17 protein-coding genes and 1 tRNA gene are annotated in these 24201 nt (G+C 69.9%); 5 read left to right on the forward strand and 13 right to left on the reverse strand.

Annotated features, from left to right (window positions below):
• The coding region (locus tag WN71_RS10680; RefSeq protein WP_071369819.1) for a SpoIIE family protein phosphatase at positions 1-2511 on the reverse strand (2511 nt) is incomplete at its 3' end.
• Between the two features lie 328 nt (positions 2512-2839).
• Between WN71_RS10680 and WN71_RS10685 the strand changes: the two genes are divergently transcribed.
• Entirely contained in the window at positions 2840-4030 is a 1191-nt protein-coding gene (locus WN71_RS10685) for a L,D-transpeptidase (RefSeq protein WP_079177796.1), read from the forward strand.
• An 11-nt stretch (positions 4031-4041) separates the two neighbouring features.
• Here the strand turns inward: WN71_RS10685 and WN71_RS10690 are convergent, their stop codons facing one another.
• The 3 genes from WN71_RS10690 to WN71_RS10700 form a co-directional block, all read right to left on the reverse strand.
• Entirely contained in the window at positions 4042-4431 is a 390-nt protein-coding gene (locus tag WN71_RS10690) for a hypothetical protein (RefSeq protein ID WP_046586541.1), read from the reverse strand.
• Positions 4431-6860 carry an AAA family ATPase gene (locus WN71_RS10695; protein WP_046586540.1) on the reverse strand — a complete coding sequence of 810 codons (2430 nt, stop codon included), beginning with the start codon at positions 6858-6860 and terminating at the stop codon, positions 4431-4433. The genes WN71_RS10690 and WN71_RS10695 overlap by 1 nt, the downstream gene beginning before the upstream one ends.
• Positions 6861-6951: 91 nt before the next feature.
• Positions 6952-7506: an ATP-binding protein gene (locus WN71_RS10700; protein WP_079177797.1), complete on the reverse strand. Its 555-nt coding sequence runs from the start codon at positions 7504-7506 to the stop codon at positions 6952-6954.
• A 148-nt stretch (positions 7507-7654) separates the two neighbouring features.
• Between WN71_RS10700 and WN71_RS10705 the strand changes: the two genes are divergently transcribed.
• Both WN71_RS10705 and WN71_RS10710 read left to right on the forward strand, forming a co-directional pair.
• Positions 7655-8593 (forward strand): helix-turn-helix domain-containing protein, encoded by a 939-nt coding sequence (locus tag WN71_RS10705; protein WP_079177798.1) that lies wholly within the window; start codon positions 7655-7657, stop codon positions 8591-8593.
• Positions 8590-8805 carry a DUF397 domain-containing protein gene (locus tag WN71_RS10710; protein WP_046586539.1) on the forward strand — a complete coding sequence of 72 codons (216 nt, stop codon included), beginning with the start codon at positions 8590-8592 and terminating at the stop codon, positions 8803-8805. Before WN71_RS10705 ends, WN71_RS10710 begins: the two co-directional genes overlap by 4 nt.
• A gap of 79 nt (positions 8806-8884) precedes the next feature.
• Here the strand turns inward: WN71_RS10710 and WN71_RS10715 are convergent, their stop codons facing one another.
• From WN71_RS10715 to WN71_RS10735, 5 genes are all read right to left on the reverse strand, one after another.
• Entirely contained in the window at positions 8885-9661 is a 777-nt protein-coding gene (locus WN71_RS10715; protein WP_143074827.1) for a hypothetical protein, read from the reverse strand.
• A 113-nt stretch (positions 9662-9774) separates the two neighbouring features.
• Complete coding sequence (locus tag WN71_RS10720) at positions 9775-13053, reverse strand: type I restriction endonuclease subunit R (protein ID WP_046586535.1); 3279 nt, start codon at positions 13051-13053, stop codon at positions 9775-9777.
• Entirely contained in the window at positions 13050-14225 is a 1176-nt protein-coding gene (locus tag WN71_RS10725; protein ID WP_143074828.1) for a restriction endonuclease subunit S domain-containing protein, read from the reverse strand. Before WN71_RS10725 ends, WN71_RS10720 begins: the two co-directional genes overlap by 4 nt.
• On the reverse strand, positions 14218-15840 hold the full coding sequence (locus WN71_RS10730) for a class I SAM-dependent DNA methyltransferase (protein ID WP_046586533.1): 1623 nt from the start codon (positions 15838-15840) through the stop codon (positions 14218-14220). The genes WN71_RS10725 and WN71_RS10730 overlap by 8 nt, the downstream gene beginning before the upstream one ends.
• Positions 15841-15873: 33 nt before the next feature.
• Positions 15874-18066: a DNA methyltransferase family protein gene (locus WN71_RS10735; RefSeq protein ID WP_240529627.1), complete on the reverse strand. Its 2193-nt coding sequence runs from the start codon at positions 18064-18066 to the stop codon at positions 15874-15876.
• Positions 18067-18292: 226 nt separating this feature from the next.
• Here WN71_RS10735 and WN71_RS10740 point away from each other — a divergent pair, with 226 nt between their 5' ends.
• Together WN71_RS10740 and WN71_RS10745 are read left to right on the forward strand one after the other, a co-directional pair.
• The gene (locus WN71_RS10740; protein ID WP_240529628.1) at positions 18293-18916 is read left to right on the forward strand and encodes a hypothetical protein; all 624 of its coding nucleotides are present in this window, start codon (positions 18293-18295) and stop codon (positions 18914-18916) included.
• 368 nt (positions 18917-19284) lie between these two features.
• On the forward strand, positions 19285-19962 hold the full coding sequence (locus tag WN71_RS10745; protein ID WP_052743064.1) for a DUF6308 family protein: 678 nt from the start codon (positions 19285-19287) through the stop codon (positions 19960-19962).
• Between the two features lie 94 nt (positions 19963-20056).
• Here WN71_RS10745 and WN71_RS10750 read toward each other — a convergent pair.
• From WN71_RS10750 to sucC, 4 genes are all read right to left on the reverse strand, one after another.
• A tRNA-Leu gene (locus WN71_RS10750) sits at positions 20057-20141 on the reverse strand.
• 230 nt (positions 20142-20371) lie between these two features.
• Positions 20372-21934: an aldehyde dehydrogenase family protein gene (locus tag WN71_RS10755; RefSeq protein WP_046586531.1), complete on the reverse strand. Its 1563-nt coding sequence runs from the start codon at positions 21932-21934 to the stop codon at positions 20372-20374.
• A 184-nt stretch (positions 21935-22118) separates the two neighbouring features.
• On the reverse strand, positions 22119-23042 hold the full coding sequence (gene sucD, locus WN71_RS10760) for a succinate--CoA ligase subunit alpha (protein ID WP_046586530.1): 924 nt from the start codon (positions 23040-23042) through the stop codon (positions 22119-22121).
• A 12-nt stretch (positions 23043-23054) separates the two neighbouring features.
• Positions 23055-24185 (reverse strand): ADP-forming succinate--CoA ligase subunit beta, encoded by a 1131-nt coding sequence (gene sucC / locus WN71_RS10765; RefSeq protein WP_046586529.1) that lies wholly within the window; start codon positions 24183-24185, stop codon positions 23055-23057.
• Positions 24186-24201 lie beyond the last annotated feature (16 nt).

The following is a 24201-nucleotide window of genomic DNA, read 5'->3' on the forward strand; positions in this document are numbered from 1 at the left end:
GCCGTACCGGATGGCGTTCGTGACCAGCTCGCTGAGGACCAGCTCGGTGGTGAAGGCGGCCTCGCCGAGCCCCCAGGCCTCCAGCCGGCGGGTGGCCTCGGCGCGGATGCGGGAGACGGCGGCGGGATCGTCGGGCACCTCCCACTCCGCGATCTGATCCGGGTCGAGCAGCCGGGTGCGGGCCACGAGCAGGGCGACGTCGTCACTCGCCTTGGTGCGCAGCATCGCGTCGAGCACCGCCCGGCAGGTGTCGTCGGGGGTGGTGGCGTCCGTATGGGCGAGCGCGTCCCGCAGCATGTCGAGCCCGGTGTCGATGTCGCGGCCGCGGGCCTCGACCAGGCCGTCGGTGTACAGGACCAGCCTGCTGCCCGCGGCCAGCACGAGTTCGGCCGTCTCCACGGGCAGCCCCGCCCCCACGCCCAGGGGTGGGGCGACGGGGATGTCGGGGAAGGTCACGGAGCCGTCGGGCGCGACCAGCGCCGGACCGGGATGGCCGGCCCGGGCCACGACACATCGCCCGCTGACCGGGTCGTAGACCGCGTACAGGCAGGTGGCGCCGGTGATGGTCTCGGCCGCCGCGTCCTCGTCGATCCGGGTGATCAGGTCGTCCAGGTGCCCGAGGATCTCGTCCGGCGGCAGATCCAGGGCGGCGAAGTTGTGCACCGCCGTCCTCAGCCGGCCCATCGTCGCGGCCGCGTGCAGCCCGTGTCCTACGACGTCGCCGACGACCAGGGCCACCCGGGCACCCGGCAGCGGGATGACGTCGTACCAGTCGCCGCCCACCCCCGCCTGGGCGGGCAGGTACCGGTGCCCGACCTCCAGCGCGGACAGCTCGGGGAGCACGCCGGGCAGCAGGCTGCGCTGGAGGGTGACGGCCGTGATGTGCTCGCGGGTGTAGCGGCGGGCGTTGTCGATGCACACGGCTGCCCGGGCGGCCAGTTCCTCGGCCGGGGACAGGTCGTCCCGCTCGAACGGGTCCTGCTCCGAGCGCCAGAACTCCACCACCCCGAGCAGCTGTCCGCGGGCCTGGAGCGGCACCGAGATCATGGAGTGGATGCCGTGTTCGAGGATCCTCCGCGTCCGCTCCGGGTCCTGGGCCCGCCAGCCGTCGGCCGTCGCGAGGTTCTCCACCAGCACCGGCCGGCCGGTGGCCACGCCGATGGCCACGGGATGGCCGGGCACGTGCTGCAAACGCGTCCCGACCGGGGAGAGCGGCGCGTCGTCCCGGATGCCGGCCGCCGCGACGCGGTGCATCGCCGTGCTCGCCCCGGTCGGCTCCTCGCCGTGCAGCACGGGCTCCACGAGTTCGACGGTGGCGAAGTCGGCGAAGCGCGGGACCGCGACCTCGGCCAGTTCCTCGGCGGTGCGCTGCACGTCGAGGGTGGTGCCGATGCGGGTGCTGGCGTCGTAGAGCAGTTGCAGGCGCCCGCCCGCCACGTCCGCCCGGCCGGCGAGGGCGCGCAGTTCCGTGGTGTCCCGCAGGGTGGCCACGCTGCCCCCCTTGGGGCCCACCGGCCGCACATTGACCGCGAGCAGGGTGTCCCCGGCCAGGAAGACCTGGTCCGTCGCGGCCCGGCCGGAACCCAGCAGCGCGGCCAGGGCCGGGCTCAGTCCGACCGCGGTGACGGGTCTGCCCTCGGCCTCCGGCGGCAGCGCGAGCAGGCGGCGCGCCTCGTCGTTGGCCAGCAGCAGTGTTCCGTCGCCGTCCAGGATGATCACGCCTTCCCGGACCGCGTGCAGCACGGCGTCGTGGTGCTCGTACATGCGGGTCATCTCCACCGGCCCGAGGCCCGCGGTCTGGCGCCGTAGCCGCGCGCTGACGAGCGCCGACCCGCCCGCGGCCAGCAGGAGCGCGACACCGCCGGCGGTGTAGATCACCGGCAGCTGGCGCTGCACCACGCTGGCCACCTTGTCCACCGTGACCCCGACGGTGACGAGGCCGACGACGGTCCCCTTGGCGTCGAAGACGGCCACGGTCGAGTCGACCGCCTTCCCGAGGCTGCTGTCGAACGTGGTCTGGTGGGGTTTGCCGTTGAGCGCCTCGTCGTAGGAGGTGGAGACGTGCTTGCCGATCAGGTTCGGATCCGGGTGGGTCCACCGGAAGCCGTAGGGGCTCAGCGCCACGACGTAGTCGACGCCGGTCTCCTTGCGCACCGCCTCGGCACGGGGCTGGAGGACCGCGGTGGGGTTGTCGCTCTTCATCGCCGCCGCGGTGCCCGGCGCGTTGGCGAACGTCTGGGCCACCGCCAGTGACCAGTCACCGGCCTGCTTGATCGCCCGGTTGCGGTCCTGGACCACGAGCACCACCACGGCCGTGGCGACGAGCACCAGGACGATCACCAGTTGGAGCAGGAAGACCTGCCCGGCGACGCTGCGCGGGGTCAGCGCCGAGCGCACCCGTCGGCCGATCGGCGGGCGATGGGCCTCCGGGCCGGCTCCCGGCGGCTCGGACTCCGGCGGGACACCGTCCCCCCGCCGACTCGATGGGACATTTCGCCCGAGTTTGCCCATTTCCTCAGTATCAGCGAACGCCTCGGCGGGCGCGGCTCAGGCCGGGCCGATGGCGACGGACCTACGGGGCTGCAACCGCAGGCGGACGGCCACAGGCGGACGGTCGCGAGCCGGCGGCCGTGGGCCGATGACGACAGGCCGAGAGCCGCGGACCGGCGGCCGCGCACCAGGTGAGTCATGCCACAAACCCCTCCCGCAAATGGGACCAATGCACAAAAATGCTTCTTCGTAGCTGATTTTCCCCTTCAGTCGCCAGCTCCGGGGGATGCACCGACCAACGGCATGGGAGAAGAGTTTGTTCACGGCACGCAAGCGACGCACGGTACTGATGGCCACGGCCGGCGCTCTCGCGGTCACGGCGCTGGGCGGTACCAGCTACGCGGCGACCAACGACACCACGGCCCACCCGGAGACCCAGGCACAGACGGACAAGGCGGCCGCTCAGAGCACGTCCGACGCGCGAATAACGATCACGCCCGGACCGGGATCCCACGGCGTCGGCACCGCCGATCCCGTGCGCGTCACCGTCGGCGACGGCAAGCTCACCAAGGTGACCATGACCGCCGTCGCGACCGGTACCGAGGTCCGGGGCACCCTGTCCGCGGACGGCACGTCCTGGAAGGCGAACGGCACGCTGAAGCAGGCCACCCGGTACCAGATCGCCGCGGAGGCGACGGACGCGAAGGGCCGCTCCGCCACCGAGAACGCCACGATCTCCACGGTCTCCCCGGCCAACGACTTCGTCGGGCACCTCTCCCCCGAGAACGGCTCGACCGTCGGCGTGGGCATGCCGGTGAGCTTCACCTTCGACAAGGCGATCGGCGACAAGGCCGCGGTGGCCTCGAAGATCAAGGTCAGCTCCAGCAGCGGCGAGCGGGTCGTCGGCCACTGGCTCAGCAGCAGCCGACTGGACTTCCGCCCCGCGCACTACTGGAAGCCCGGCTCCACCGTCACCGTGAAGATGACCCTCGACGGCGTCGAGAAGACGTCCACGTTCAAGATCGGCCGAAGCCAGATCAGCACCGTGGACGCCAAGACGAAGCAGATGACCGTCAAGCGGAACGGCAAGACGATCCGGACCATCCCCATCTCGTCCGGCAGCCTCGAGCACCCGACGTACAACGGCCAGATGGTCATCTCCGAGAAGTACCGGCAGATCCACATGAACGGTGCGACCGTCGGCCTCACGGAGAAGAACGGCAAGCCCTCCTACGACATCGAGGCCGTGCCGCACGCCATGCGCCTGACCGACTCGGGCACGTTCATCCACGGCAACTACTGGGGCGGCGACTCGGTCTTCGGCAAGGTCAACACCAGCCACGGCTGCGTCGGCCTGAAGGACGTGCGCAACGCCGACGACGGCAAGACGCCCGCCGCGTGGTTCTTCGACAACTCGATGGTCGGTGACGTCGTGGTCGTCAAGAACTCCACGGGCAAGACCACGGTGTCCCCGGGCAACGGCCTCAGCGACTGGAACATGTCGTGGAGCAAGTGGGTCGCGGGCGGCACGGCGAGCTGACGTCACGTCCCTCACGCACGCTCGGCGAGGTCCGTGACGACCGCCTCGACGACCGTCCGCCAGGCGCCTACTTGGGCGTGGCTCGGGCCGAGTTCGTCGTGGTGGTACTTGCAGCTCGTGCTGAGTCCGCTCCACAGGGAGTTGACTCGGTGGGCCAGGTCGGGGCCGGCATAGTGGCGCAGGCAGAGCAGTTTCGCTCGCATGGTGACCTGGCGGAGCCCGGCCGCCTCGGCGGCGAGGGCCGCGTCCACGGCCGCTTCGAGGGCGATGCGCAGGGCGTAGGCCGCGCCACGGGCCTGGCCGGCCGGCGTCAGCGGGCCGCCCAGGTCCGCCACGAGGAGGCTGTCGGCGGTCGCGAGGAGCGCGGCGACGGTGTCGGCGCTCGTGCGGATGGCGCGCATCAGGCGTTCACCCCCGGCTTGCGGATCCGGTCGGCGAGGTCCTCCACCTTCCTGACGAAGGCGACCGGGTCGTGCGGGAGGAAGCCGTCGGGGTGGGCGCCGCGCTGACACTGGTTGATCAGGGCCGTGCTCTCGCCTCCGTACAGGGTGCGCAGACGGCTCCTGACCTCGTCGTCGGGGTGGACGAGACCGTCGTCGAAGAGGGCGAAGGAGGCGAGTGGGATGAGCCGTTCGGTCTCGTCGATGGCGGCCTGCAGGCGGTCGGCGGGCTGCCCGGTGCGGCTCCGACGAATCCAGGCCGCCTCGACGATCGCCATGGTCAGGGCCTCGCGGCACAGGGACGGCAGGACGTTGCGCAGTGCCGTGTCGGGGCAGCCGGTGGTGTGGGCGAGGGCCATGGCATCGTCGATGGCCTCCTTGACCGGGTCCGTCTCGGAGGTGACGTGCACGTTGGACCGCTCGCCGCGCTCCACCTTCAGTACGGTCACGGGCAGGCCCTGGCTGCGGAAGGCGTGCGGAAGTCGGGTGTCGTGGGTGAAGACGACGACCTGCCGCTCGCGGCCGAGTTCGTCGAGCACCTGGGCCAGGCCGTCGACCTTCGCCGGGTCCATGGACTGCACGGGGTCGTCGATGACGACGAAGCCGAACGGGCTGTCGGCCGTGGCCGCGCGGGGCAGGAACAGGGAGAGGGCGAGCGAGTGCAGTTCGCCCTGGCTCATGACGCCGAGCGCCGGGGCCTCGGTGTCGTCGACGGCCACATCCATGATCAGCTTGCGCACGTTGGCCCGCTCGCTGCCATGCAGACTGACGGGCTTCAGGTCGACGCTGCTCTGACGGCGGAGCTTCTCCCAGATCCGCTGCGTGTGGTCGGAGAAGGCGTTGACACGGTCGTCCCGGACCTCCGTCGTCACCTTCTTGACCCAGGTGAGGGCGGCGCCGACCTCCGTCCTGCGCGGCCTGGCGGCCTCGGCCTCGCGGAACAGCTTCGTCCACTCGGCCAGCAGGTCGACGACCCCACGCCAGCGTTCGTCCTTGGCCGCGAGTTCCTCACGCGCCTTCCTGGCCACGACCTCGCACGCATCCGCCAGGGTCACCGCGGCCCCGAGCGCGCGCTCGGCGAGTTCGGCGGGGTCGGTGATCCGCCGGCAGTCGCCCCAGGTCTGCCACGGGGCGGTCAGCACGGCCGGCACCTCCCGCGGCATGAGGACCATGTCGTGCAGGGTCCGCGTCGCCTTACGCAGGCCGGCCTCGGCCTCGCGCACCGCCTCGGCCTCGTGGTGGAGCGCGGCGATCTGCACCTCGGCGCGCGAGGCCCACTCCCGGTCGAGGACCTGTTCCGTGCCACAGACCGGACAGGCCGTGTCGTCGGCGTGGCGGTCGCTGTGGCTCAGGGCCGCCTGGAGCAGCTGGGCCCTGCTGTGGGCGTCGGCGGCCGCGGTGCCCTTCAGGTCGTCGACGTCGGCGAGGGCGTTCCGCAGCGCGTCGACGGCGACGCCGACCTGCTGGAGGTCGGGCCCCTCCGCGGCGGCCTCCAGCCGTGCCTCCCGCAGCCGGCCCTCGTCGGCCGTGGGCACACCGGCGATCAGGGCGTCGAGGACGACGTGGTCGGGTCCGCCCTTCTCGTCCATCGCGACGAGGGCCTTGAGCGCCCGGTCGTCGTGCTCCACATCCTCCAGTGCCGCGTGCAGAAGCGGCTTCTTCTCCTTCTCCGCGTTCACGACGGCGTCGAGTTCCTTCTTCGCGGCCGTCAACCGCCGCACGGCGGCGTTGAGATGGTCGAGTCCGAGGATCGCGGCGATGTTGTCGTACATCTCGGACGGCTTGCCGTTGATCAGGTTGCCCAGGTCGACGTACGACAGGAACGGCCGGTACGCCCGCGTCGCCTGCTCCCAGCCGACCTGTTCCAGCGGGACGGTGCCGTGTCCCGGCCGTCTGAGCAGTGCCTGGGAGTCGGTGAACGCCTCGCCCGTCCAGGTGCGGGTGAGGGTGCTCGGCGAGGGGTCGCCCTCGACGGTCAACTTGGCCTCGACGGTGGTCTGTTCACCCTGGTGCAGGTTGCGCCAGCGCACGGCGCGGTTCGGGTGCTGACCGGCGCAGTGGGCGTTGGTGCCGGTGAACAGGGTTTCGACGGCCTCGGCGATGCTCGACTTGCCGGAGCCGTTGCGTCCGACGACGAGGGTGACTCCCGGCTTCGGCCGCAGGTTCAGCCGCGCCTGCGAACCGACGCCGCGGAAGCCGCGGACCGTGACCTTTCCCAGGTAGACGGGACCGGCGACGGCGTGGGACTCGCCCCCGTCCTGGGAGTCGCCGAGCGCCTCGCGGATACGGTTCCTCACCCCCTCGGTGAGCTTGGGGTCCTGGGCCAACCGCGCCTCGACGAGCTGGGGCAGCGGCAGCGCGTTGCTGCCATGTGCGTGCGTCGCGTCCATCTGGTGCCTCCTGTGGCTTCCGTGTCGACGTACGGGAACCGTAGGAGTGGGGTGGTCACGTGCGGTTGCGAAGACGCGATAACCCTGGTTATCAAGGAAGTTGATTCGCTGAACTCAATTCGCTGAAGGGCTCGTACTCGGCCCACACCGTCTTTCCCGGTCCGTCCGGGCGTGGGTGCCAGCCCCAGCGGGTCGCGAGGTGCGATACGAGGACCAGCCCGCGGCCTGCCTCCTCCTCCCCGGCGGCGCCGCCGGGGAGGGCCGGGCCTCGGGGGCGGCGGGGCTGGCGTTCGGCGCGGGTGTCGGTGACCTCCACGCGCACGGTACGGCCGTCCGGTGCGGTGTGCAGGCGCAGGCGGAAGTCCCGGCCGGGGACGTGTCCGTGCCGCACGGCGTTCGCGGTGAGCTCGGCGACGATCAGCACGATCGAGTCGTGCGCGTCGGTGCCGTAGGGCATGCCCCACGCGTTCAGCCGGACCGCCGCCAGGCGACGCGCGAGGCGGGCCCCGCGGGGCGTGGACGTGAAGCACATCTCGAAGTCGCCCTCGACGAGCGGTGATTCAGCGGCAGTGCGCCGGGGGGCGGAGGGGCCGGTGGTGCGAACAGTGCCCGTGCGGGTCATGGGTTCGGTGGGTTTCGCCGTCATGCCGTCAACGGTCCCGTCGGTCGCGTAGCGTGACCAGCGGTGACGCTGTGACAGGCGCCGGTTGTACGCGCCCCGCCCGCGCGTGTACGCACCGTGAGCCGTTACGGCGTCGCTGACACGGGAGTTGGGTCCAGGAGGCGGTGAGGGCATGGCGGAGGGCATCGGCAGGGTGGGAGGAGCCAGGACGGTCCCCGGAGCACGCCAGGAAGACTCGGACGCACCGGGGGCCGTCAGCCTCGGGGACAGCTGGGAGAACGACGACGGGGCGGGGCGACGCCCCGAGGACGAGGGCGGCAAGGGTGTCGTCATGGCCTTCGGCCAGACCATGAAGACCCTGCGGCTGCGCGCGGGGCTGGAACGGGAGGAGTTCGGCAGGCGGATCGGATACTCGGCGTCCACAGTCGCGTCGTTCGAGCAGGGACGGAGGATCCCGTCGCCCCGGACGATCGAGCGGGCGGACGAGGTGCTGGCCGCGGGCGGCTTGCTGTGCCTATGGAAGGAGCAGGTGGAACGGGCGCAGTATCCGGTGTTCTTCCAGGGGATGGCGGCGTTGGAGAAGGAGGCGATCGAGCTGCTGTCGTACGACACCCTGGTGGTGAAGGGCCTGCTTCAGACCGAGGAGTACATGAGGGCGCTGCTCGGGATGCGCCGCCCTCCTCTGGACCAAGATATCGTCGAACAGCGGGTCGCCGCACGGTTGGCCCGGCAGGAAATCTTCGACCGTAAGCCCGCGCCGCTGTTGAGTTTCGTGATGGACGAGGCAGTACTGCGGCGTCGCTACGGCGGACGGATGGTGCTTCGCGGGCAGTTGGAGCAGCTTCTGCTCATCGGCCAGAAGCCCAGCGTAGAAATCCAGGTCATGCCACTGCACTCGGAAGAAAGCGCCGGCGTGGACGGACCGTTCACCGTGGTCACACAGAAGGGGGGCAAGAGGTTCGTGTACACCGAGGTGCAGGGGACTAGCGCTCTCCAGACCGACCCTGACCAAGCCTCCATGACCGCCGCCCGCTATGGGATCATCCGATCGCAGGCTCTCAGTCCGCGAGAGTCGCTGGAGTTCGTCGAAGGGTTGCTGGGAGAGCTATGAACAACGCTGAGACCTCGACCGCAGTCTCCGGCCTGGCATGGTTCAAGAGCAGCTACAGCGGAGCCGAGGGCGGTGATTGCGTGGAGGTGGCCGACGGCGCGGCAGTCGTCCACGTCCGCGACTCCAAGGCCGCTGCCGGGTCGGTCGTCACCGTCTCGCGTGAGGCGTGGGTGGGGTTCGTCCGACGTGCCTCAGTAAAGACGCACACCTGACACTCGCATTGGTCGTGAGGCTCTGCCGACCGGGGTCTCGATCGGCAGAGCCATCGACTGCTCTCTTCCCAATCTGGACTCACCGGGTTCCAAGCGAGATTTCGAACAACGTGGGATGTTCGTCCACTACACCCAGCGGGTGAGGGCTGTTTTTATACTTCTCAGAAAGCGCCACTTCATAGACCTTGTAAGCCGGTCCTGCCTCCCTGCCAGCAGCATCTATGGCCGCAAGCGTCTCGAGGGCCCCCATGACATTCCCGTTCTCGGCGCTGACCTCAAGCTCAGGACACAGTTCTTCGATGATGTACTCGCAAAGTTCCATGAGGTGCCGCCCTGCGCGGTTCGCCCGGTCTCGGATAGCCTCCGCTCGCGCGTCTTGGAGAGCATCCTCAAGGTCAGCCTCTTCACCTTCTTCGCACCAGATTCGTCGTAGGGACGCCTCCCTCTCGTTGAATCCCTTCTCGGAGTCACGCAGTAGAACTTCCAGGGTGAGAGTAGGGTGCGCCAACTCCTCGGCAGGCAACTCCGGCAACTGCTCAATCACTCCCAGGTCCGGGAGCATCCCACCGTCTCTGAGCGCTTGAAGCATGAGGGCCTGACGAAGAACAGGTAGCAGGCTGTCGCCATCAGTGGCTCCGCGGAGCTCGTATGTGGAGCGCTGGACGGCCTCGAAGTCGCAGTCCGCGATGTATCCATCCAGCTCGAACCTGATCTCAGAAACAGTGGAACAGACTTGCCGGATTTCGTCGAGCAGTTCCTCGAACGCTTCTGAGAGGCGGTCCGCGATCTGCTGAGCCTCATCTGCCTCCCTGACTTGATGCTCAAGCTTCGCAACAAGGTCCATGAGTTCACTCAAGAATCCCCCTAGGGTCAATCAGTTCCTTGACCAATCTGATTACGAGGTGTTCGCCCTCCTGCGACACACCACGAGGACTGTGCTGTCGCCTCGGGCAACCGGCTCTCCGCCGCTCAACCGTCCGACATACCGTTCATGGACCACTCGTTGGCGAAGTGTTCCATCTGGCGGAGGACCAGGTCGATAGCTTCCTTCTGCTGGTCCGGCGGGTACTTGTTGCGGGCCAGGAGCCGCTTGATCGTGCTGCGCAGGCGGGCTCGGACGGACTCGCGGGCGATCCAGTCGGGCTTGAGCTGGCGGCGGACCTCGGCGACCAGCTCTCGGGCGATGCCGGCCAGGACCTCGTCGCCCATGAGCGAGCGGGCGGTGCCGTGGTCGGCGACGGCGTCGTAGAAGGCCAGCTCGCGCCAGTTCAGCGGCGGCTCGAACTTCTCGCCGCGGCGGGCGTCGGCGGCGACCTCCTTCGCCATCTCCACAAGTTTGGCGATGAGTTCGGCGCTGGTGTACTGCTGGCGCATGTAACGCACCATCAGGTCTTGGAGGCGCTCGGAGAACGTGGTCTGCCGGACGATGTTGTGCCGGGTGACCTCGCGCATCTTCCGCTCGACGAGCCGCCGCAGCGCTTCGGCCGCCAGGTGCGGGGTGTCGCTCTGCTGGAGCTGGGCGACGAGCGCGTCACTGAGATGCGTCAGGTCGGCGGTCTCAAGTCCCGCCTCGGCGAACAGGTCCGTCACGCCGCCGGTCTCCACGACCGACGATGTCAACTGGGACAGGTACAGCTCGACGTCCCGGGCCACCGGCAGCCCGCGTGCCTCGCGGTTCATGGCGTCCAGCTTGGCCATGTAGGCGCGGACCTCGACGAAGAACTGGATGTGCCGCTTCCAGGCGGGCCGGTCGGCGAACCGGTCCCCGACATCCTTTGAGCTGCCGGCCAGCGCCCAGAAGCGCTCCAGGCGGTAGGCGTGGTCACGGAAACGGCGACCCAGGGTCTCGCGGGGGTCGTCGAGCTGGTCGGGGTTGTTGCCGGGTGAGAGCGGGTCGAGCAGGTAGTTCGCCGTGCGCAGGGCCGCGTCGACGAAGGCCCTGGGGCCCGGCTTGTCGAGCAACGGCTCCCAGGCGAAGCCGCGCAGGATGCCGGTGAGTACGTCGTACTCGTTGCGCAGTTCGTCCAGGGCGCGCTCGACGTCCTGGCCGAGGGTGCGGTCCTGCTGGTCGGCGTCGGTGTACTCGGCGATGGCCCGCTGGAGGTTCTCCGTGAGCGGGGCGTAGCCGACGAGGAGGCCGTCCTCCTTACCGCGGAACCGCCGGTTGACGCGGGCGAGAGCCTGCATCAGGTTGGCGCCCTTGAGCGGCCGGTCCAGGTACATGGTGTGGATCGGCGGCGCGTCGAAGCCGGTCAGCAGCATGTTGTTGACGATGAGCAGCTCCAGCTCGTCGTCGGGGTTCTTGGCCCGGTTGATGACCGTCTTGCGCACGCTGTCACGCAGGGCGTGGGCCAGCAGCGCCGGTGAGTCCTTGCGCGAGTCCGACGAGAAGACGATCTTCATGACGCCGGTGTCGGGCTGGTCGCTGTGCCACTCGGGCCGCAGCTCGCGCAGGGCGTCGTAGACGCGGACGCAGATCTCGCGGGTCGCGCACACCACCATGGCCTTGCCGGGCGCCCCGCCGGCCTCGGAAGCACCGACGAACGGCTTCATCCGCTCGCGCCGGGCCTCCCAGTGCTCCACGAGGTCGGCGGCCAGGTCCCTTATCCGGGCCGGGGCGCCGTACATGGCGTTCATCGTCGCGACGGCCTGCTCGACGCGGCGGCGTTCGGTGTCGTCGAGGCCGTCGGTGATGCGGTCGGCCTCCTCGTCGATGGTGGTCGGGTCGATGTCACGGTCCAGGACGAGCTGGATGACGCGGCTCTCGTGATAGACCTTCACGGTCGCGCCGTCGTCGGCGGCCCGCTTGAGGTCGTAGACGTCGATGTAGTCGCCGAACACCTCGCGGGTGTTGCGGTCAGCCTCCGAGATCGGCGTTCCGGTGAAGGCGAGCAGCGTGGCGTGCGGCAGCGCGTCGCGCAGGTGGCGGGCGAGACCGTTCAGGTCGTCGTAGTGGCTGCGGTGGGCCTCGTCGACGATCACGACGATGTTCCGCCGGTCGGAGAGCATCGGGTGGTCGACGCCCGACTCCCGCTCCTCCTTCGTCTTGCCGAACTTCTGGAGCGTGGTGAAGAGGATCCCTCCCGTCCTCTTCGCCGCCAGCTCCTCACGGAGTTCGGCGCGGGTGACGACCTGCTTCGGCGTCTCCGGGAGGATCTCGCTCTCCTGGAACGTCGTGTAGAGCTGGTCGTCGAGATCGGTGCGATCGGTGACGACCACGACCGTGGGGTTCAGGAGAGCCGGGTCCCTCATCACCAGGGTGGTGGTGAGGACCATCTCCTCCGACTTGCCGGAACCCTGGGTGTGCCAGACGACGCCGGCCTTACCGTCGCTGGCAGAGGCCGTGCGAACGGCTTCGGCGGCACGCGTGACCGCGTGGTACTGGTGCGGCTTCGCGATGCGCTTCATCCGCTTCGACGGCACGAAGTTGATGAAGGAGTGGACCAGTTGGAGGAAACGGGACTGGGTGAACAGGCCGTGGACGGCCAGGTTCTGCCCCGACTCCGCGAACCCGTCCGCCGTCAGCGGGTCGACGCGGGCGCCGAACTCGTCCGTGTTCCAAGGGGCGAAGTGCTCGTACGGGGTGAAGGGTGTGCCGTACTTGGCCGTGATGCCGTCGGAGAGAAGGACGATCGCGTTGTAGCGGAACGCGGTCGGGAACTCCTCCACGTACCGCGCCACTTGGGCGTGGGCCGTCTGGAGTGTGGCGTCCTCGTCGCCGGCCCGCTTCAGCTCGATGACGGCGAGGGGCAGGCCGTTGACGTACAGGACGACGTCGAAGCGGCGGTTCTTCTCGCCGTCGATGACGGTGACCTGGTTCAAGGCGCGGTACGTGTTCGACTCGGGGTCGGCCAGGTCGAGGAGGCGGATGGTGGGGTTGTGCTCGGCGCCGAAGTTGTCGGTGTAGGTGACCGAACGTATGCCGGAGGTGAGGAAGCGGCTCGCGGTCCGGTTCTCCTCATAGGTGTCCTGCGAGCCGGGGGTCACGGCAGCCGCCACGGCGTCCCGTACGGCGTCCGGGGGCAGCTCGGGGTTCAGCCGCTCGATCGCCTCGTGGAGGTCTGGGTAGAGGATCAGGTCGTCCCAGGACTTCCGGTGCCCGGACCCGGGCGCGAACTCGTTCCCGCCGGCCGGCAGCCAGGCCAACTCGGCGAGTTCGTCCAGCGCGAGGATCTCCCAGTCTGCCTCGGTGGGGCGGCGGTTGGCTCTGTCGTCGTCGTGCGTGTTCCCGTCGTGGGATGTGGTCACGTGGCATCCTCGACAATCTTCTCGGCGTCCTTGACACGGAGGCGACCGGACATGAGCTGAGGGAGGAGGGTGTCGCGGAGGGTGGCGAGGGCCCGGGACTCCTGCCGCGCCAGCATTGCCCTGCCGCAGAGGCTCCGGATCTGAGCCCCTGTTTCTCCGAACTGGCGGGGATCGACAACCTCAGTCGCCATCGCCTCTGCGGGCCGCACACGCTGGTGGCTCTTCGAGGTGCCAGTCACCTTGGATGCAAGGCTGTCCAAGAAGTTCCGCTGGCGCAGGACTGCCCACAATTCGTGCGATGCCAGTGGGCTATTCGGGGCCAGAACCAGGAACTCGGTCGATGCCAGAGAGGGAGCACGAGGATCTGGCTCAACGTGCCAGACTCGGGGGATTTCCGGATTCAGCTTTGACAGCAACACAACTGGTTCGCTGACGGAGAACTTCGCGCTCCGGATAGCCTCAGGAGAGACACGCTCCGGCATCTGCCCCACGTCAAAAGCAGGGAGACTGTAGTGGTCAACAGACTCCTCACTGATCTCGCGCGGGGAGACCTGCTCCTTTCGGAGAACACAGATTTCCTCGACGCGCACCCGCCGCTTCCAATGCCCTTGAGAGGCCAAGGCCAGCGCCAACTCTTCAGACCTGGCCGCGATGCGCTCGTTGACGGCAATCTTGTCATCCAGCGCCCCGAGCAACCCGCTTAGCGCCTCCTGGACAGAGAGAGGTGGCACGCTGAGCACAAGCTCCTTCGCCGACTTCACATTGAAGTGCTGTTGAACAGCCCCAACCGTGTGCGCCTTCACGAAGTCTTGCGCGGTCTCGTTAATCGCATAGCACAGGTAACGTGCGTCAACTTCCGGCCCCGGTGTAGCAATTACCAGGTCGGAGCAGTTCATCGGCCCCAAATCGTCGGGGATCACTGCCGTAGCACCAGGTTCACCGGTTCGAACGATTGCCAGATCGCCAGGCTTCAGCTGCGACTTTGCCAGCTCGGCATGAAACCCTTCGTCAATGTACTTCAACACGGAAAGATCGAGTCGGCCGCGTTTGACATTTAGCGAGCGCAGAAAAGGAATCCCACTTTCCGCGTAGCGGGATGCCATCGACCCCACATGCCCGACGGTAATACGAGTGCAGAGGTCACCGAGCCTTCGACGGTCCCACTCAGACATCGACCCTCCCCAACTGCTCGCGCACCGTCTTCTCAAGATCAGCCGACTTGTCGAACAACGCGAACAACTCCTCCGTCAACGCGCTGATCCGCTCAGCCACGGCCTCCGCGTCCTCTTCCTCAGCCTCCACGGCCCCCACGTACCGCCCCGGCGTAAGCACATACCCGTGCTCCCGCACCGTCTCCAGATCGGCCGAGTAGCAGAAGCCCGGCTCGTCCTCGTACGTCAGGCCGGCCTCGCGGGCCGAAGGCGTGCCCCGCCAGGCGTGATAGGCGTCGGCGATCTTCTTGACGTCGGCCTCGGCGAAGACGCGCTCCGTCCTGTCCGCCATCTCGCCCAGCCCCCGGGCGTCGATGAACAGGATCTCGCCCCGCCGGTCATCCAACCGCCGTGCCCCCTGCGGGGACTTGTCGCGGGACAGGAACCACAAACACGCCGGGATCTGCGTCGTACGGAACAACTGTGACGGCAGCGCCACCATGCACGCCACCAGGTCGGCCTCCACCAGCGCCGCGCGGATCTCGCCCTCGCCGCTCGACTGCGAGCTCATCGAGCCGTTGGCCAGGACGATGCCCGCCGTGCCCCGCTCCCCCAGCTTCGAGATCATGTGCTGGAGCCACGCGTAGTTGGCGTTGTTTCGCGGCGGAACCCCGTACTTCCAGCGCGGGTCCGACTCGTCCCTCGCCCAGTCCTTGATGTTGAAGGGCGGGTTGGCCATGACGAAGTCGGCCTTGAGGTCCGCGTGCTTGTCGTCGGCGAAGGTGTCGCCCCAGCGGGCGGCGAGGTTGCCGTCGATGCCGTGGATGGCCAGGTTCATCTTGCCCAGGCGCCACGTGCGCTCGTTCAACTCCTGGCCGTAGACGGAGATGTCGGCCTTGTGGCCGCGCCCCCGGTGAGCCTCGATGAACTTGGCCGCCTGCACGAACATGCCGCCCGAGCCGCACGCCGGGTCGTACACCCGGCCCTCGTACGGCTCCAGGATCTCGACGATCAGCCGGACGACGGAACTCGGCGTGTAGAACTCCCCGCCCCGCTTGCCCTCTGCCCGCGCGAAGTTGCCGAGGAAGTACTCGTACACCTCGCCGAGCAGGTCCTGCGCCGGCCGTTCCTCGTTGCCGCCGAAGCGGGCGTCGCTGATGAGGTCGACGAGTTCGCCGAGGCGCTTCTGGTCGACGCGGTCCTGGTTGAAGATCTTCGGGAGGACACCGGTGAGGGCGGCGTTCTCCCGCATGATGGCGTCCATCGCCTCGTCCAGGAGCTTGCCGACGCCCTGCGCCTTGGCGTTGGCGGCGATCCAGGACCAGCGGGCGGTCTCCGGGACCCAGAAGACGTGGGCGCCCGTGTACTCGTCGCGGTCCTCCAGGAAGTCGCCGATCTGGTCCTCGGAAATGCCGTCCTCGCCAAGCTCCTTGGCCAGCTCCTGCCTCCGCTCCTCGAAGGCGTCCGAGACGTACTTGAGGAAGATGAGACCGAGCACGAACTCCTTGTACTGCGCGGCGTCGATGGAGCCGCGCAGCTTATCGGCTGCCTTCCAGAGGATGTCCTGGATCTCCTTGGCGGTGGACGCTGTGAACAGCTCCGCCTGGTCGGCGGGCTTCTTCTGGCGTGGAGGCATCGGGTGGACCGTCTCCTTCAGTGGGCGTCGATGTCAGTCGGTGACGATGTCAGTCGTGGTGTGCGGGAGTTGCTGGATGGTGAGCGTGCCGTCGGCCATGCCGGCCGCCACCACGCGAGTCAAGTCGTCGAGTGCGGCGCTCTGCTCGCGCAACAGCTCCGCCCTGCCCTCGATCTCGGCCAGTACGGCCTCGTAGAGGTCGGCCTCGGCGCGGCTGAGGTCGGGGACGACGAGGTCCTCGATCCGCCGGGACGCGCGGACGGCACCGCTGGTGCGGGCGTGCTCGGCGGCGGCAGCACGCAGTAACGAGGCCAGCACCCGGGGCCGTACGGGCGGATCTGCGTCCGGGTGCACCCGCAGGATGCGGGCCGGGGCCGCGACCAGGGAGACGCCCTCGGTGTCGACGTACACACCGAAGTGCGGGCTGGCGGTGACGACGAGGTCGCCGGGCAAGGTGAACTGGGCGTGCTCGTAGGCGGTGAGGAGGATGCCACGGTCGATCCGGTGGTCGCCGACCCGGGCGTGGCCCAGGATCTCGTCAGGCGTGAGGACCGGGTAATGGCCAACGGCGGTGAGGTGCTCGGGGGCGAAGCGGTGGCCGGGACGGCGGCGCAGGCGTCGGGTGCGTAGCAGGCGGCCGACGGACGTACGGCGCACCGGCTGGTTCTCGGGGCGCAGCTCCGCCTGTGCGTGCAACCGGAGTTCGCCGGTACGCGAACGCTCCTGGAGCTCGCTCAGGCGGCGCTCCAGGTCGGAGATCAACGCCGGGCGCTCGACTACCGTCCGGGTGTGGCGGGACGCGAGCGTGCGGTGCTGAGGCGTGAACGCGGCGCCGGGGCGGCCGTCGAGGTCGGCACCGCGGACGATGGCGGCGTGGCGCGGTTCGTGGCGTGGGTCGGGGGTCCAGCCGGAGGTGCGCCAGATGGCGATGTCCTCGGCGAGGGTGTCGAGGACGGGCTCGGTCAGCGGCTGGGCGGAGTAGTCGGCGAGCAGGACGAGACCGGTGCGCTTGTCCTCCGGGACGCGGGCGAGCAGCCAGACCGCCGTACGGTAGCCGGGGCGGAAGGCGTACGCGCCGTCGGGCAGGCTGATCGCGGCTTTCAGAAGGCCCGGTTCGAGGAAGGAGCGGCGCAGGCGGTCCGCGGCACCGTGCCGGGCGAGCGGGCCGGTCAGGACGTCGGCGGGGCCGAGGACGACCGCGACGGAGCCGGTGTCCAGGTAGTCGGTGAGGGCGGCGACCCGGTCCAGGACCGCCTTGGGGTCGCGGGTCTCGGCGGCCTCGTAGGGGAGAGCGCAGACGAGCAGGTCCGGGTCGCCCCATTCATCGGCGGACAGTTCCTCGCCGGGGACGACGTCGAGCCGGAACTCGTACACCCCGCGCACCAGCATCCGGCGGCGTACGAGACGTACCCGGGCCGGGTCGGGGTCGGCGGCCAGGTAGGTGTGGCCGGAGTCCTCGTCGGCCTGGTCGTGCAGGGCGGCCAGGAAGTCGCCGGCGCGGGCGTACGGCACGGCGATGACCGATCCCTCGTGCAGGGTGTCGGCACCGGACAGGGCGGCGAGCGCGCGGACCACGGCCGGGGTGGGCTCGTCGGCGGTCAGATCGCGGGAGCCGAGACGGTGGCGGGCCTGGAGGATCCAGTCGAAGGCCTCGGCGGGGTTGTAGGCGGCGTCGATCAGTTCGTCGGCGAGTTCGGCGAGAGCTGGGCCGGTGTGCCCGGGGTCGGGCAGGGCACGCAGCTCGGCGAGGAGGAAACGGTCCTCGGGGTCGAGGTCGGCGGCGTCGTCCAGGAGGCGGTCCCAGGGGCGGCCGTCGGCGACGGGCGCGTCCAGCTGCTGGTGCAGGCAGACCAGCGAAGTCAGGGCATTGACCAGGACGGGCGCGGGCAGCGACGGGGTGCGCCAGGCAGCCAGGGTGTGCAGGGCCAGCTCGGCACGGAGCCGGCGGGAGTCGGTGTTGCCGCGGCCGGTCGAGGCAAGCCACTCGACGACCGCACGGGCGTCGAACAGGGGACGTCCGTCTTCGTGGGAGACGGGTGCGGGAAAGTCGGGGTGGCGGCGGGCCCAGGTGGTGGGGACAGGGCGCTTGACCTGGGCGAGGGCGGCGATCTCGGCGTATGTCATCCGCCAGGCCGGGGTTTCGGGCACGATGGAGGGCGTCTCCGAGGGGGTCTCGGACGGCGTCCCGGTCGGCGCCTGAGCAGCCGCGTGCGTGGTCATGGGCATGTCCCCCCTCTCCCCTTGAGCCCCGGGGCCGGCGTTCCCTCTCCCCGGCGCCTCGCGGTCCGCCCCTTTCGGTGGGGCAGCAGTCAGCAATCTACAACCAGTCGACCGGGTCACGGTTAACCCTCCCGATAATAGGGGTTATCAGTGCTTCTCCGATTCCATCACCGAGGCGGCTGACACCTTGAGATGACCAAGTGCCGCAACGCCTAACCGGAGGATCACTGCCATGAGTCACAAGCCCTCGACACCGCCGCCCGGCAACCCGTGGCCCTACGGCACGGGCGCCACATCGAGCTGGAGCGCGGTACCGCCGGTCACGCCGGACGGAGGCCTGCAATCCCCGGCAGCGCAGCCGGGGGCGCCGAAGCCGTCGCGTCGCAGAGCCTGGCTGACCCATGGCGTGACCGCGTTCGTCGCGCTCGTGGTCGGCGCTGCCATCGGCGGCAACGGGGACTCCGGCGGCAAGGACGACTCCGCCGCGCCCGCCCCGACCGTCACCGTCACCAGGACCGCGGGCGCAGCTGACGGCAAGCCGCAGCCGAAGGCCACGGTCACAGAGAAGGTCACCGTCAAGCCGAAGCCGACCAAGAAGCCCGGCCCGGCCACCACGGTCGAGGGTGAAGGTCAGTACCTCGTCGGGGAGGACATGCAGGCCGGCACGTACAAGACCGCGGGACCTGACGAAGACACCATCATCGAGAACTGCTACTGGGCACGCACCAAGGATGCCTCCGGAGAACTCGACGCGATCATCGCCAACGAGAACCTGCAGGGCCAAGGGCGCGTGACGGTCAACAAGGGCGAGTACTTCGAGACCAAGGGCTGCCAGAAGTGGACCAAGGTCGGCTGACCAGCCCGGCAAACGCCACCGCGCCAGTTGGGAAACGCAACAAACCCGGAGGCGGGCGGTCGCCGGACCGACCCGCCCGCCCCACGTCGGCGGACCCGTACGGCATACGCCATAAGGATGTCCATCGCCTGAGCCGCCGGGATCGCATCCCCGTGGGCTAGGTTCTCTGTTCCAGCGCGTCCGGCATCCTGGCGGTCGGGCGCCATCACCCCATAAGTTCGTGGAGCCCCGCAGGCCGTAGGACTGGTCCTGCAACCACGCGGGACGCGCAACCGACCGCCATGGACGTCCCGCTCGGGGGCTGCACCGACCGGCGCACCGCCACGCGCCGCACATATCACCGACAACAGGAGACGGAAGGATCTGCGTTGACCGGACTGGAAATCCCCGAGGTCTACTGGGACGCGGACGAGGCAGCCGGGCTGCTGGTCGAATACTTCACCCGCCTGCGCCAGGCCGGTGATCTCTTCTACTCCGGAGCCCATTTCGAGCGGCTGGGTGGCGGCGGGGACGCCGAACACGTCGCGAACCGCTTCGACAGCAACGACCTGATCGCCCTCACCATGCTGCGCGTCTCGCTCAAGCCCCACGGCTCCATCGACTTGCTGGCCGATCCCGACCGTCGGTGGACTCGCCTGCTGTCACAGATTCCTCGCGACGCCCGCCTCGAAGATCCCTTGAACGATCCGCTCGTCGCGAAGGGCGGTCCCGCGTGGGAGCTGTGGGAGCACCTGGCCGTCGCAGCGGACCACGACCGCAAGCCCGACGGCAGCGGCCCCGTGATCGCGGGCAAGCTCCTGGCCCGCAAGCGACCTCACCTGATCCCGGTCTACGACAGGCGCATCAAGCAACTCTTCCGGCGCCCGACGACGGATCATTCGTTCTGGGCTGCGCTGGCTGCGGCACTGCGGGCGGACAACGGCGCGCTGCGCGATCAGTTGATCCGTCTCCGCCAGAAGGCCGGAATCGGGGAGGACATAGGGATCCTGCGTGTCTTCGACGTCATCGCGTGGATGCACCAGGGACAGCTGGACCAGGCATCCTGAGCCGAAGGGGCATCCGGACCGGTGGCAGCCCCAGAAACGAACGAGGACCACGACCGTCAGGTCGAGGCCCTCGCTTCGGTGTGACTACGAAGAGTGTCCGAGGGGGGACTTGAACCCCCACGCCCGATAAAGGGCACTAGCACCTCAAGCTAGCGCGTCTGCCATTCCGCCACCCGGACAAGGTGTCTGCCGCCCGACCGGGGGTGCTCCCCGCGGCGACAGGCACAACAATACCAAGGTTTCGGAGTGCGTTTCACCTGCATATCCGTCCAGGTGAGAGGGGTCGGGGCAGGAAGGAAGCGCAGGTGGGAGGGGTCGTCGCGCAGGGTGAGGGAAGGTGGACCGGGTGTCAGGAGTGGGACCTGAGTCGGGTGCGGGATCTGAGTCGGGTGCGGGACCCAGCGTCAGGTCACGGCATCAGCTGGTACTCCGGGAAGTTGCCCGGCAGGCGTTCCGACGCCGGGCCCCGCGTGACCGCGCGGACCAGGAGTTCGCCGCCGACGAAGGCGCCCCGCCAGGACGCGCCGAAGCCGCCGAAGAGCTCGTCCCGGTCGCCGCGCGAGCGGGGCTTGCCGTGGCCGACCTTGAAGGCGCGGATCTGCGGGGCCAGCCTGTCGTACGCCGCCCGGTCGTCCGTGGAGAGCGTGGCGACCAGGGCGCCGTTCGACGCGTTCATCGCCGCGAGCAGCTCCGCCTCCGTGTCGACCAGGACGATCGTGTCGACCGGGCCGAACGGCTCCGCGTGGTGCAGCGGCGACGACGGCGGCGGGCCGAGCAGGGTGACCGGCTGGACGTAGGCCGAGGTGTCCTGGCCGGGCAGGAACCGGGCGTCGGACAGCCGCCCGCGATGCAGCGGTACGGCGCCCCGGTCGATCGCGTCGGCGACGTGGGCGCGCAGCTCCCGGGCCTTGGCCTCGTTGATCACGGGGCCGAAGTCCAGCTCGGGGAACGGGTCGTCGTCCTGGTGGACGGCGAGCGGGTGGCCCACCCGCAGGGTGCGGACCGCGGGCAGGTACGCCGCGAGGAACTCGTCGAACAGTTCGCGCTGGACGACGAAGCGCGGGTAGGCGGTGCAGCGCTGCTTGCCGTAGTCGAAGAGTTTGGGGACGACGGCGGTCAGGGCGTCCCAGTCGGTGAAGTTCCAGATGCCCCAGGTGTTGAGGCCCTCCTGTTCGAGGATGTGCCGCTTGCCGAGGTCCGCCACGGCTGTCGCCACCGCGGCGCCGGTGTCGCGGCCGCCGACGAAGGAGACACAGCCGATCTCGGGCGCCCGGACCAGCGCCTGCGACAGCTCGCCGCCGCTGCCGCTGACCAGGGTGACCGGGATGCCCTCGCGGTGCGCGAGCGCGCAGGCGAGGGTCAGGCAGGCCACGCCGCCGTCGGTGGGGGTCTTCGCGACGACCGCGTTGCCGGCCAGCGCCTGCACCAGCATGGCGTGCACGAGCACGCTCATCGGGTAGTTCCAGCTCGCGATGTTGGAGACGGGGCCGTCCAGCGGGGCCCGGCCGGCGATCATCGGCTCGATGCCGTCGACGTACCAGCGCACGCCGTCGATGGCCCGGTCGACGTCGGCCTGCGCGAGCCGCCACGGCTTGCCGATCTCCCAGACGAGCAGCAGGGCGAGCAGTTCGCGGTGCTCGGCCAGGGCGTCGAGCGTGGCGGCGACGCGGGCCCGGCGCTCGGCGAGCGGCACGTGGCGCCAGGCGCGGTGCTGGTCGAGGCAGGCGCGTACGGCCTGGTGGGCGGTGGCGCCGTCCAGGCGCGGCGCGCCGGCGATGGGGCCGGCGTCGACCGGGCTGGTGGCGGGCCGGGCGTGGCCGTCCGCCCGCCAGGCCGCGTTCCAGAGGTTGAGGACGCGGTCGTCGCGGAACGCCTCGGGAGCGACGGCGAGACTCCGCTGCCAGGCGTCCGTCCAGGACGTGCCGGACTTCAGGGTCAGGGTGGGGCGTGAGGTGGTGAGGGTGGGTGCCATGCGTCAGCTCCGCTCTCGGGGCACGGGCGCGAGATGGTCGGGGGATCGGGAGGATCCGAAGGGGACGGACGAGTGGCGCGAAGTGTGGCCAGGGTCGTCCGCCGCGCCGGAGCCCGCTTCGAAGCGGGCTCGGGCGGGGGCCGAGCAGGGCAGGAGCCTCAGCCGCCGGGCTCGGGCGGGAGCCTCAGCCGCCGGGCCTCTCGCCCAGCGCCTCCCGCACCAGCGCCGCCGTCTCCGACGGAGTCACCCCCACCCGTACGCCCGCCGCCTCGAGCGCCGCCTGCTTGGCGCGGGCGGTGCCGGTGGAGCCGGAGACGATCGCTCCCGCGTGGCCCATGGTGCGGCCCTCGGGCGCGGTGAAGCCGGCGACGTAGCCGACGACGGGCTTGGTGACGTGTCCGCGGATGTAGGCGGCGGCGCGTTCCTCCGCGTCGCCGCCGATCTCCCCGATGAGGACGACGAGTTCGGTCTCGGGGTCGTCCTGGAAGGCGGCCAGGCAGTCGATGTGGGTGGTGCCGATCACGGGGTCGCCGCCGATGCCGACGCAGGTGGAGAAGCCGATGTCGGCGAGTTCGTGCATGAGTTGGTAGGTGAGCGTGCCGGACTTGGAGACCAGTCCGACGCGGCCGGGCCGGGCGATGTCGGCCGGGATGATCCCGGCGTCGGACTGGCCGGGGGTGATCAGGCCGGGGCAGTTGGGGCCGATCACGCGGGTGCCGCGGGTGCGGGCGTACGACGTGAAGGCGACGGAGTCGTGGACGGGGATGCCCTCGGTGATGACGACGACGAGGCCCGTCCCGGCGTCCACGGCCTCGTGAACGGCGGCCTTCGCGAAGGGCGGTGGCACGAAGACGACGGTGACATCGGCGCCGGTCGCGGCGACGCCCTCGTGGACGCTGCCGAAGACGGGGAGCGAGATCGGCTCCCCCGCCGAGCCGTTGGCGCCGCCGGGCAGCTCGAAGTCCACGGTGCCGCCCGCCTTGCGCGGGTTCACGCCGCCGACGACGTCCGTGCCGGCCGCGAGCATCCGGCGGGTGTGCTTCCTGCCCTCGCCGCCGGTCATGCCCTGGACGAGGACCTTGCTCTCCTTGGTCAGGAAGATCGCCATGGTGTCGACTCCTCAGGCCGCGCGGGCGAGTTCGGCCGCGCGGTGCGCGGCGGCGTCCATGGTGGTGGCCTGCTCGATCAGCGGGTGCGCGTGCCGGTCGAGCAGGGCGCGGCCCGCCTCGGCGTTGTTGCCGTCGAGGCGTACGACGAGGGGCTTCGTCAGGTGTACGGCGTCCAGGGCGCCCAGGATGCCCTCGGCCACGGTGTCGCAGGCGGTGATGCCGCCGAAGACGTTGACGAGGACGGACTTCACGGCCGGGTCGGCGAGGACGACGAAGAGGGCGTCGGCCATGGTGCGGGCGGAGGCACCGCCGCCGATGTCGAGGAAGTCGGCGGGGCGGGCGCCGCGGCCGGCGATGACGTCGAGGGTGGACATGACGAGCCCGGCGCCGTTGCCGATGACACCGACCTCGCCGTCCAGCTTCACGTAGGTGAGCCCGCGGGCAGCGGCCTCGGCCTCCAGCGGGTCGGTGTGCTCGCGCGGCTCGGCGCCCCAACGGCTCTGCCGGAAGCGGGCGTTGTCGTCGAGGGTGACCTTGCCGTCGAGGGCGAGGACGCGGCCGTCGCGGGTGCGGACCAGCGGGTTGACCTCGACGAGGAGGGCGTCCTCGCGGACCAGGACCTGCCACAGGCGGATCAGGACGTCGGCGGTCCGCGCGGGCAGGCCCGCGGCGCTGGCGATATGGGCCGCGACGGCGGAGGTGACGCCCCGGGCGGGGTCGACGGGGATGCGCGCCACGGCCTCGGGCCGGGTCGCCGCGGTCTCCTCGATCTCGGTGCCGCCCTCGGCCGAGGCGATCGCGAGGAAGCCGCCGGCGGCCCGGTCGAGGACGTAGGAGACGTAGAACTCCCGCTCGACGTCGACGGGTTCGGCGAGCATGACCGTGCCGACCCGGTGGCCCCTGATGTCCGCGCCGAGCATCTGACGGGCCGTCGATTCGGCGGCCGCCGGGTCGGGGGCGAGTTTCACGCCGCCCGCCTTGCCCCGGCCGCCGGTCTTCACCTGGGCCTTGACGACGGCGCGGCCGCCGAGCCTGCGGGCGATCTCGCGGGCCTCGCGGGGCGAGTCGGTGACCTCGGCCCGTGGGACGGGGATGCCGTGCCGCTCGAAGAGTTCCCTTGCCTGGTGCTCGTACAGGTCCATTTCGGCTCCTGACTCG

Origin of the sequence: Streptomyces mangrovisoli (assembly GCF_000974985.2) — a bacterium.
GTDB classification, from domain to species: domain Bacteria; phylum Actinomycetota; class Actinomycetes; order Streptomycetales; family Streptomycetaceae; genus Streptomyces; species Streptomyces mangrovisoli.

Excerpts from the sequence above, each read along its gene's own strand:
- WN71_RS10685 (WP_079177796.1), top strand. The coding sequence starts at position 2,840 with ATGGCCACGGCCGGCGCTCTCGCGGTCACGGCGCTGGGCGGTACCAGC.
- WN71_RS10690 (WP_046586541.1), bottom strand. The coding sequence starts at position 4,431 with ATGCGCGCCATCCGCACGAGCGCCGACACCGTCGCCGCGCTCCTCGCG.
- WN71_RS10695 (WP_046586540.1), bottom strand. The coding sequence starts at position 6,860 with ATGGACGCGACGCACGCACATGGCAGCAACGCGCTGCCGCTGCCCCAG.
- WN71_RS10700 (WP_079177797.1), bottom strand. The coding sequence starts at position 7,506 with ATGACGGCGAAACCCACCGAACCCATGACCCGCACGGGCACTGTTCGC.
- WN71_RS10705 (WP_079177798.1), top strand. The coding sequence starts at position 7,655 with ATGGCGGAGGGCATCGGCAGGGTGGGAGGAGCCAGGACGGTCCCCGGA.
- WN71_RS10710 (WP_046586539.1), top strand. The coding sequence starts at position 8,590 with ATGAACAACGCTGAGACCTCGACCGCAGTCTCCGGCCTGGCATGGTTC.
- WN71_RS10725 (WP_143074828.1), bottom strand. The coding sequence starts at position 14,225 with ATGTCTGAGTGGGACCGTCGAAGGCTCGGTGACCTCTGCACTCGTATT.
- WN71_RS10730 (WP_046586533.1), bottom strand. The coding sequence starts at position 15,840 with ATGCCTCCACGCCAGAAGAAGCCCGCCGACCAGGCGGAGCTGTTCACA.
- WN71_RS10735 (WP_240529627.1), bottom strand. The coding sequence starts at position 18,066 with ATGCCCATGACCACGCACGCGGCTGCTCAGGCGCCGACCGGGACGCCG.
- WN71_RS10740 (WP_240529628.1), top strand. The coding sequence starts at position 18,293 with ATGAGTCACAAGCCCTCGACACCGCCGCCCGGCAACCCGTGGCCCTAC.
- WN71_RS10755 (WP_046586531.1), bottom strand. The coding sequence starts at position 21,934 with ATGGCACCCACCCTCACCACCTCACGCCCCACCCTGACCCTGAAGTCC.
- sucD (WP_046586530.1), bottom strand. The coding sequence starts at position 23,042 with ATGGCGATCTTCCTGACCAAGGAGAGCAAGGTCCTCGTCCAGGGCATG.
- sucC (WP_046586529.1), bottom strand. The coding sequence starts at position 24,185 with ATGGACCTGTACGAGCACCAGGCAAGGGAACTCTTCGAGCGGCACGGC.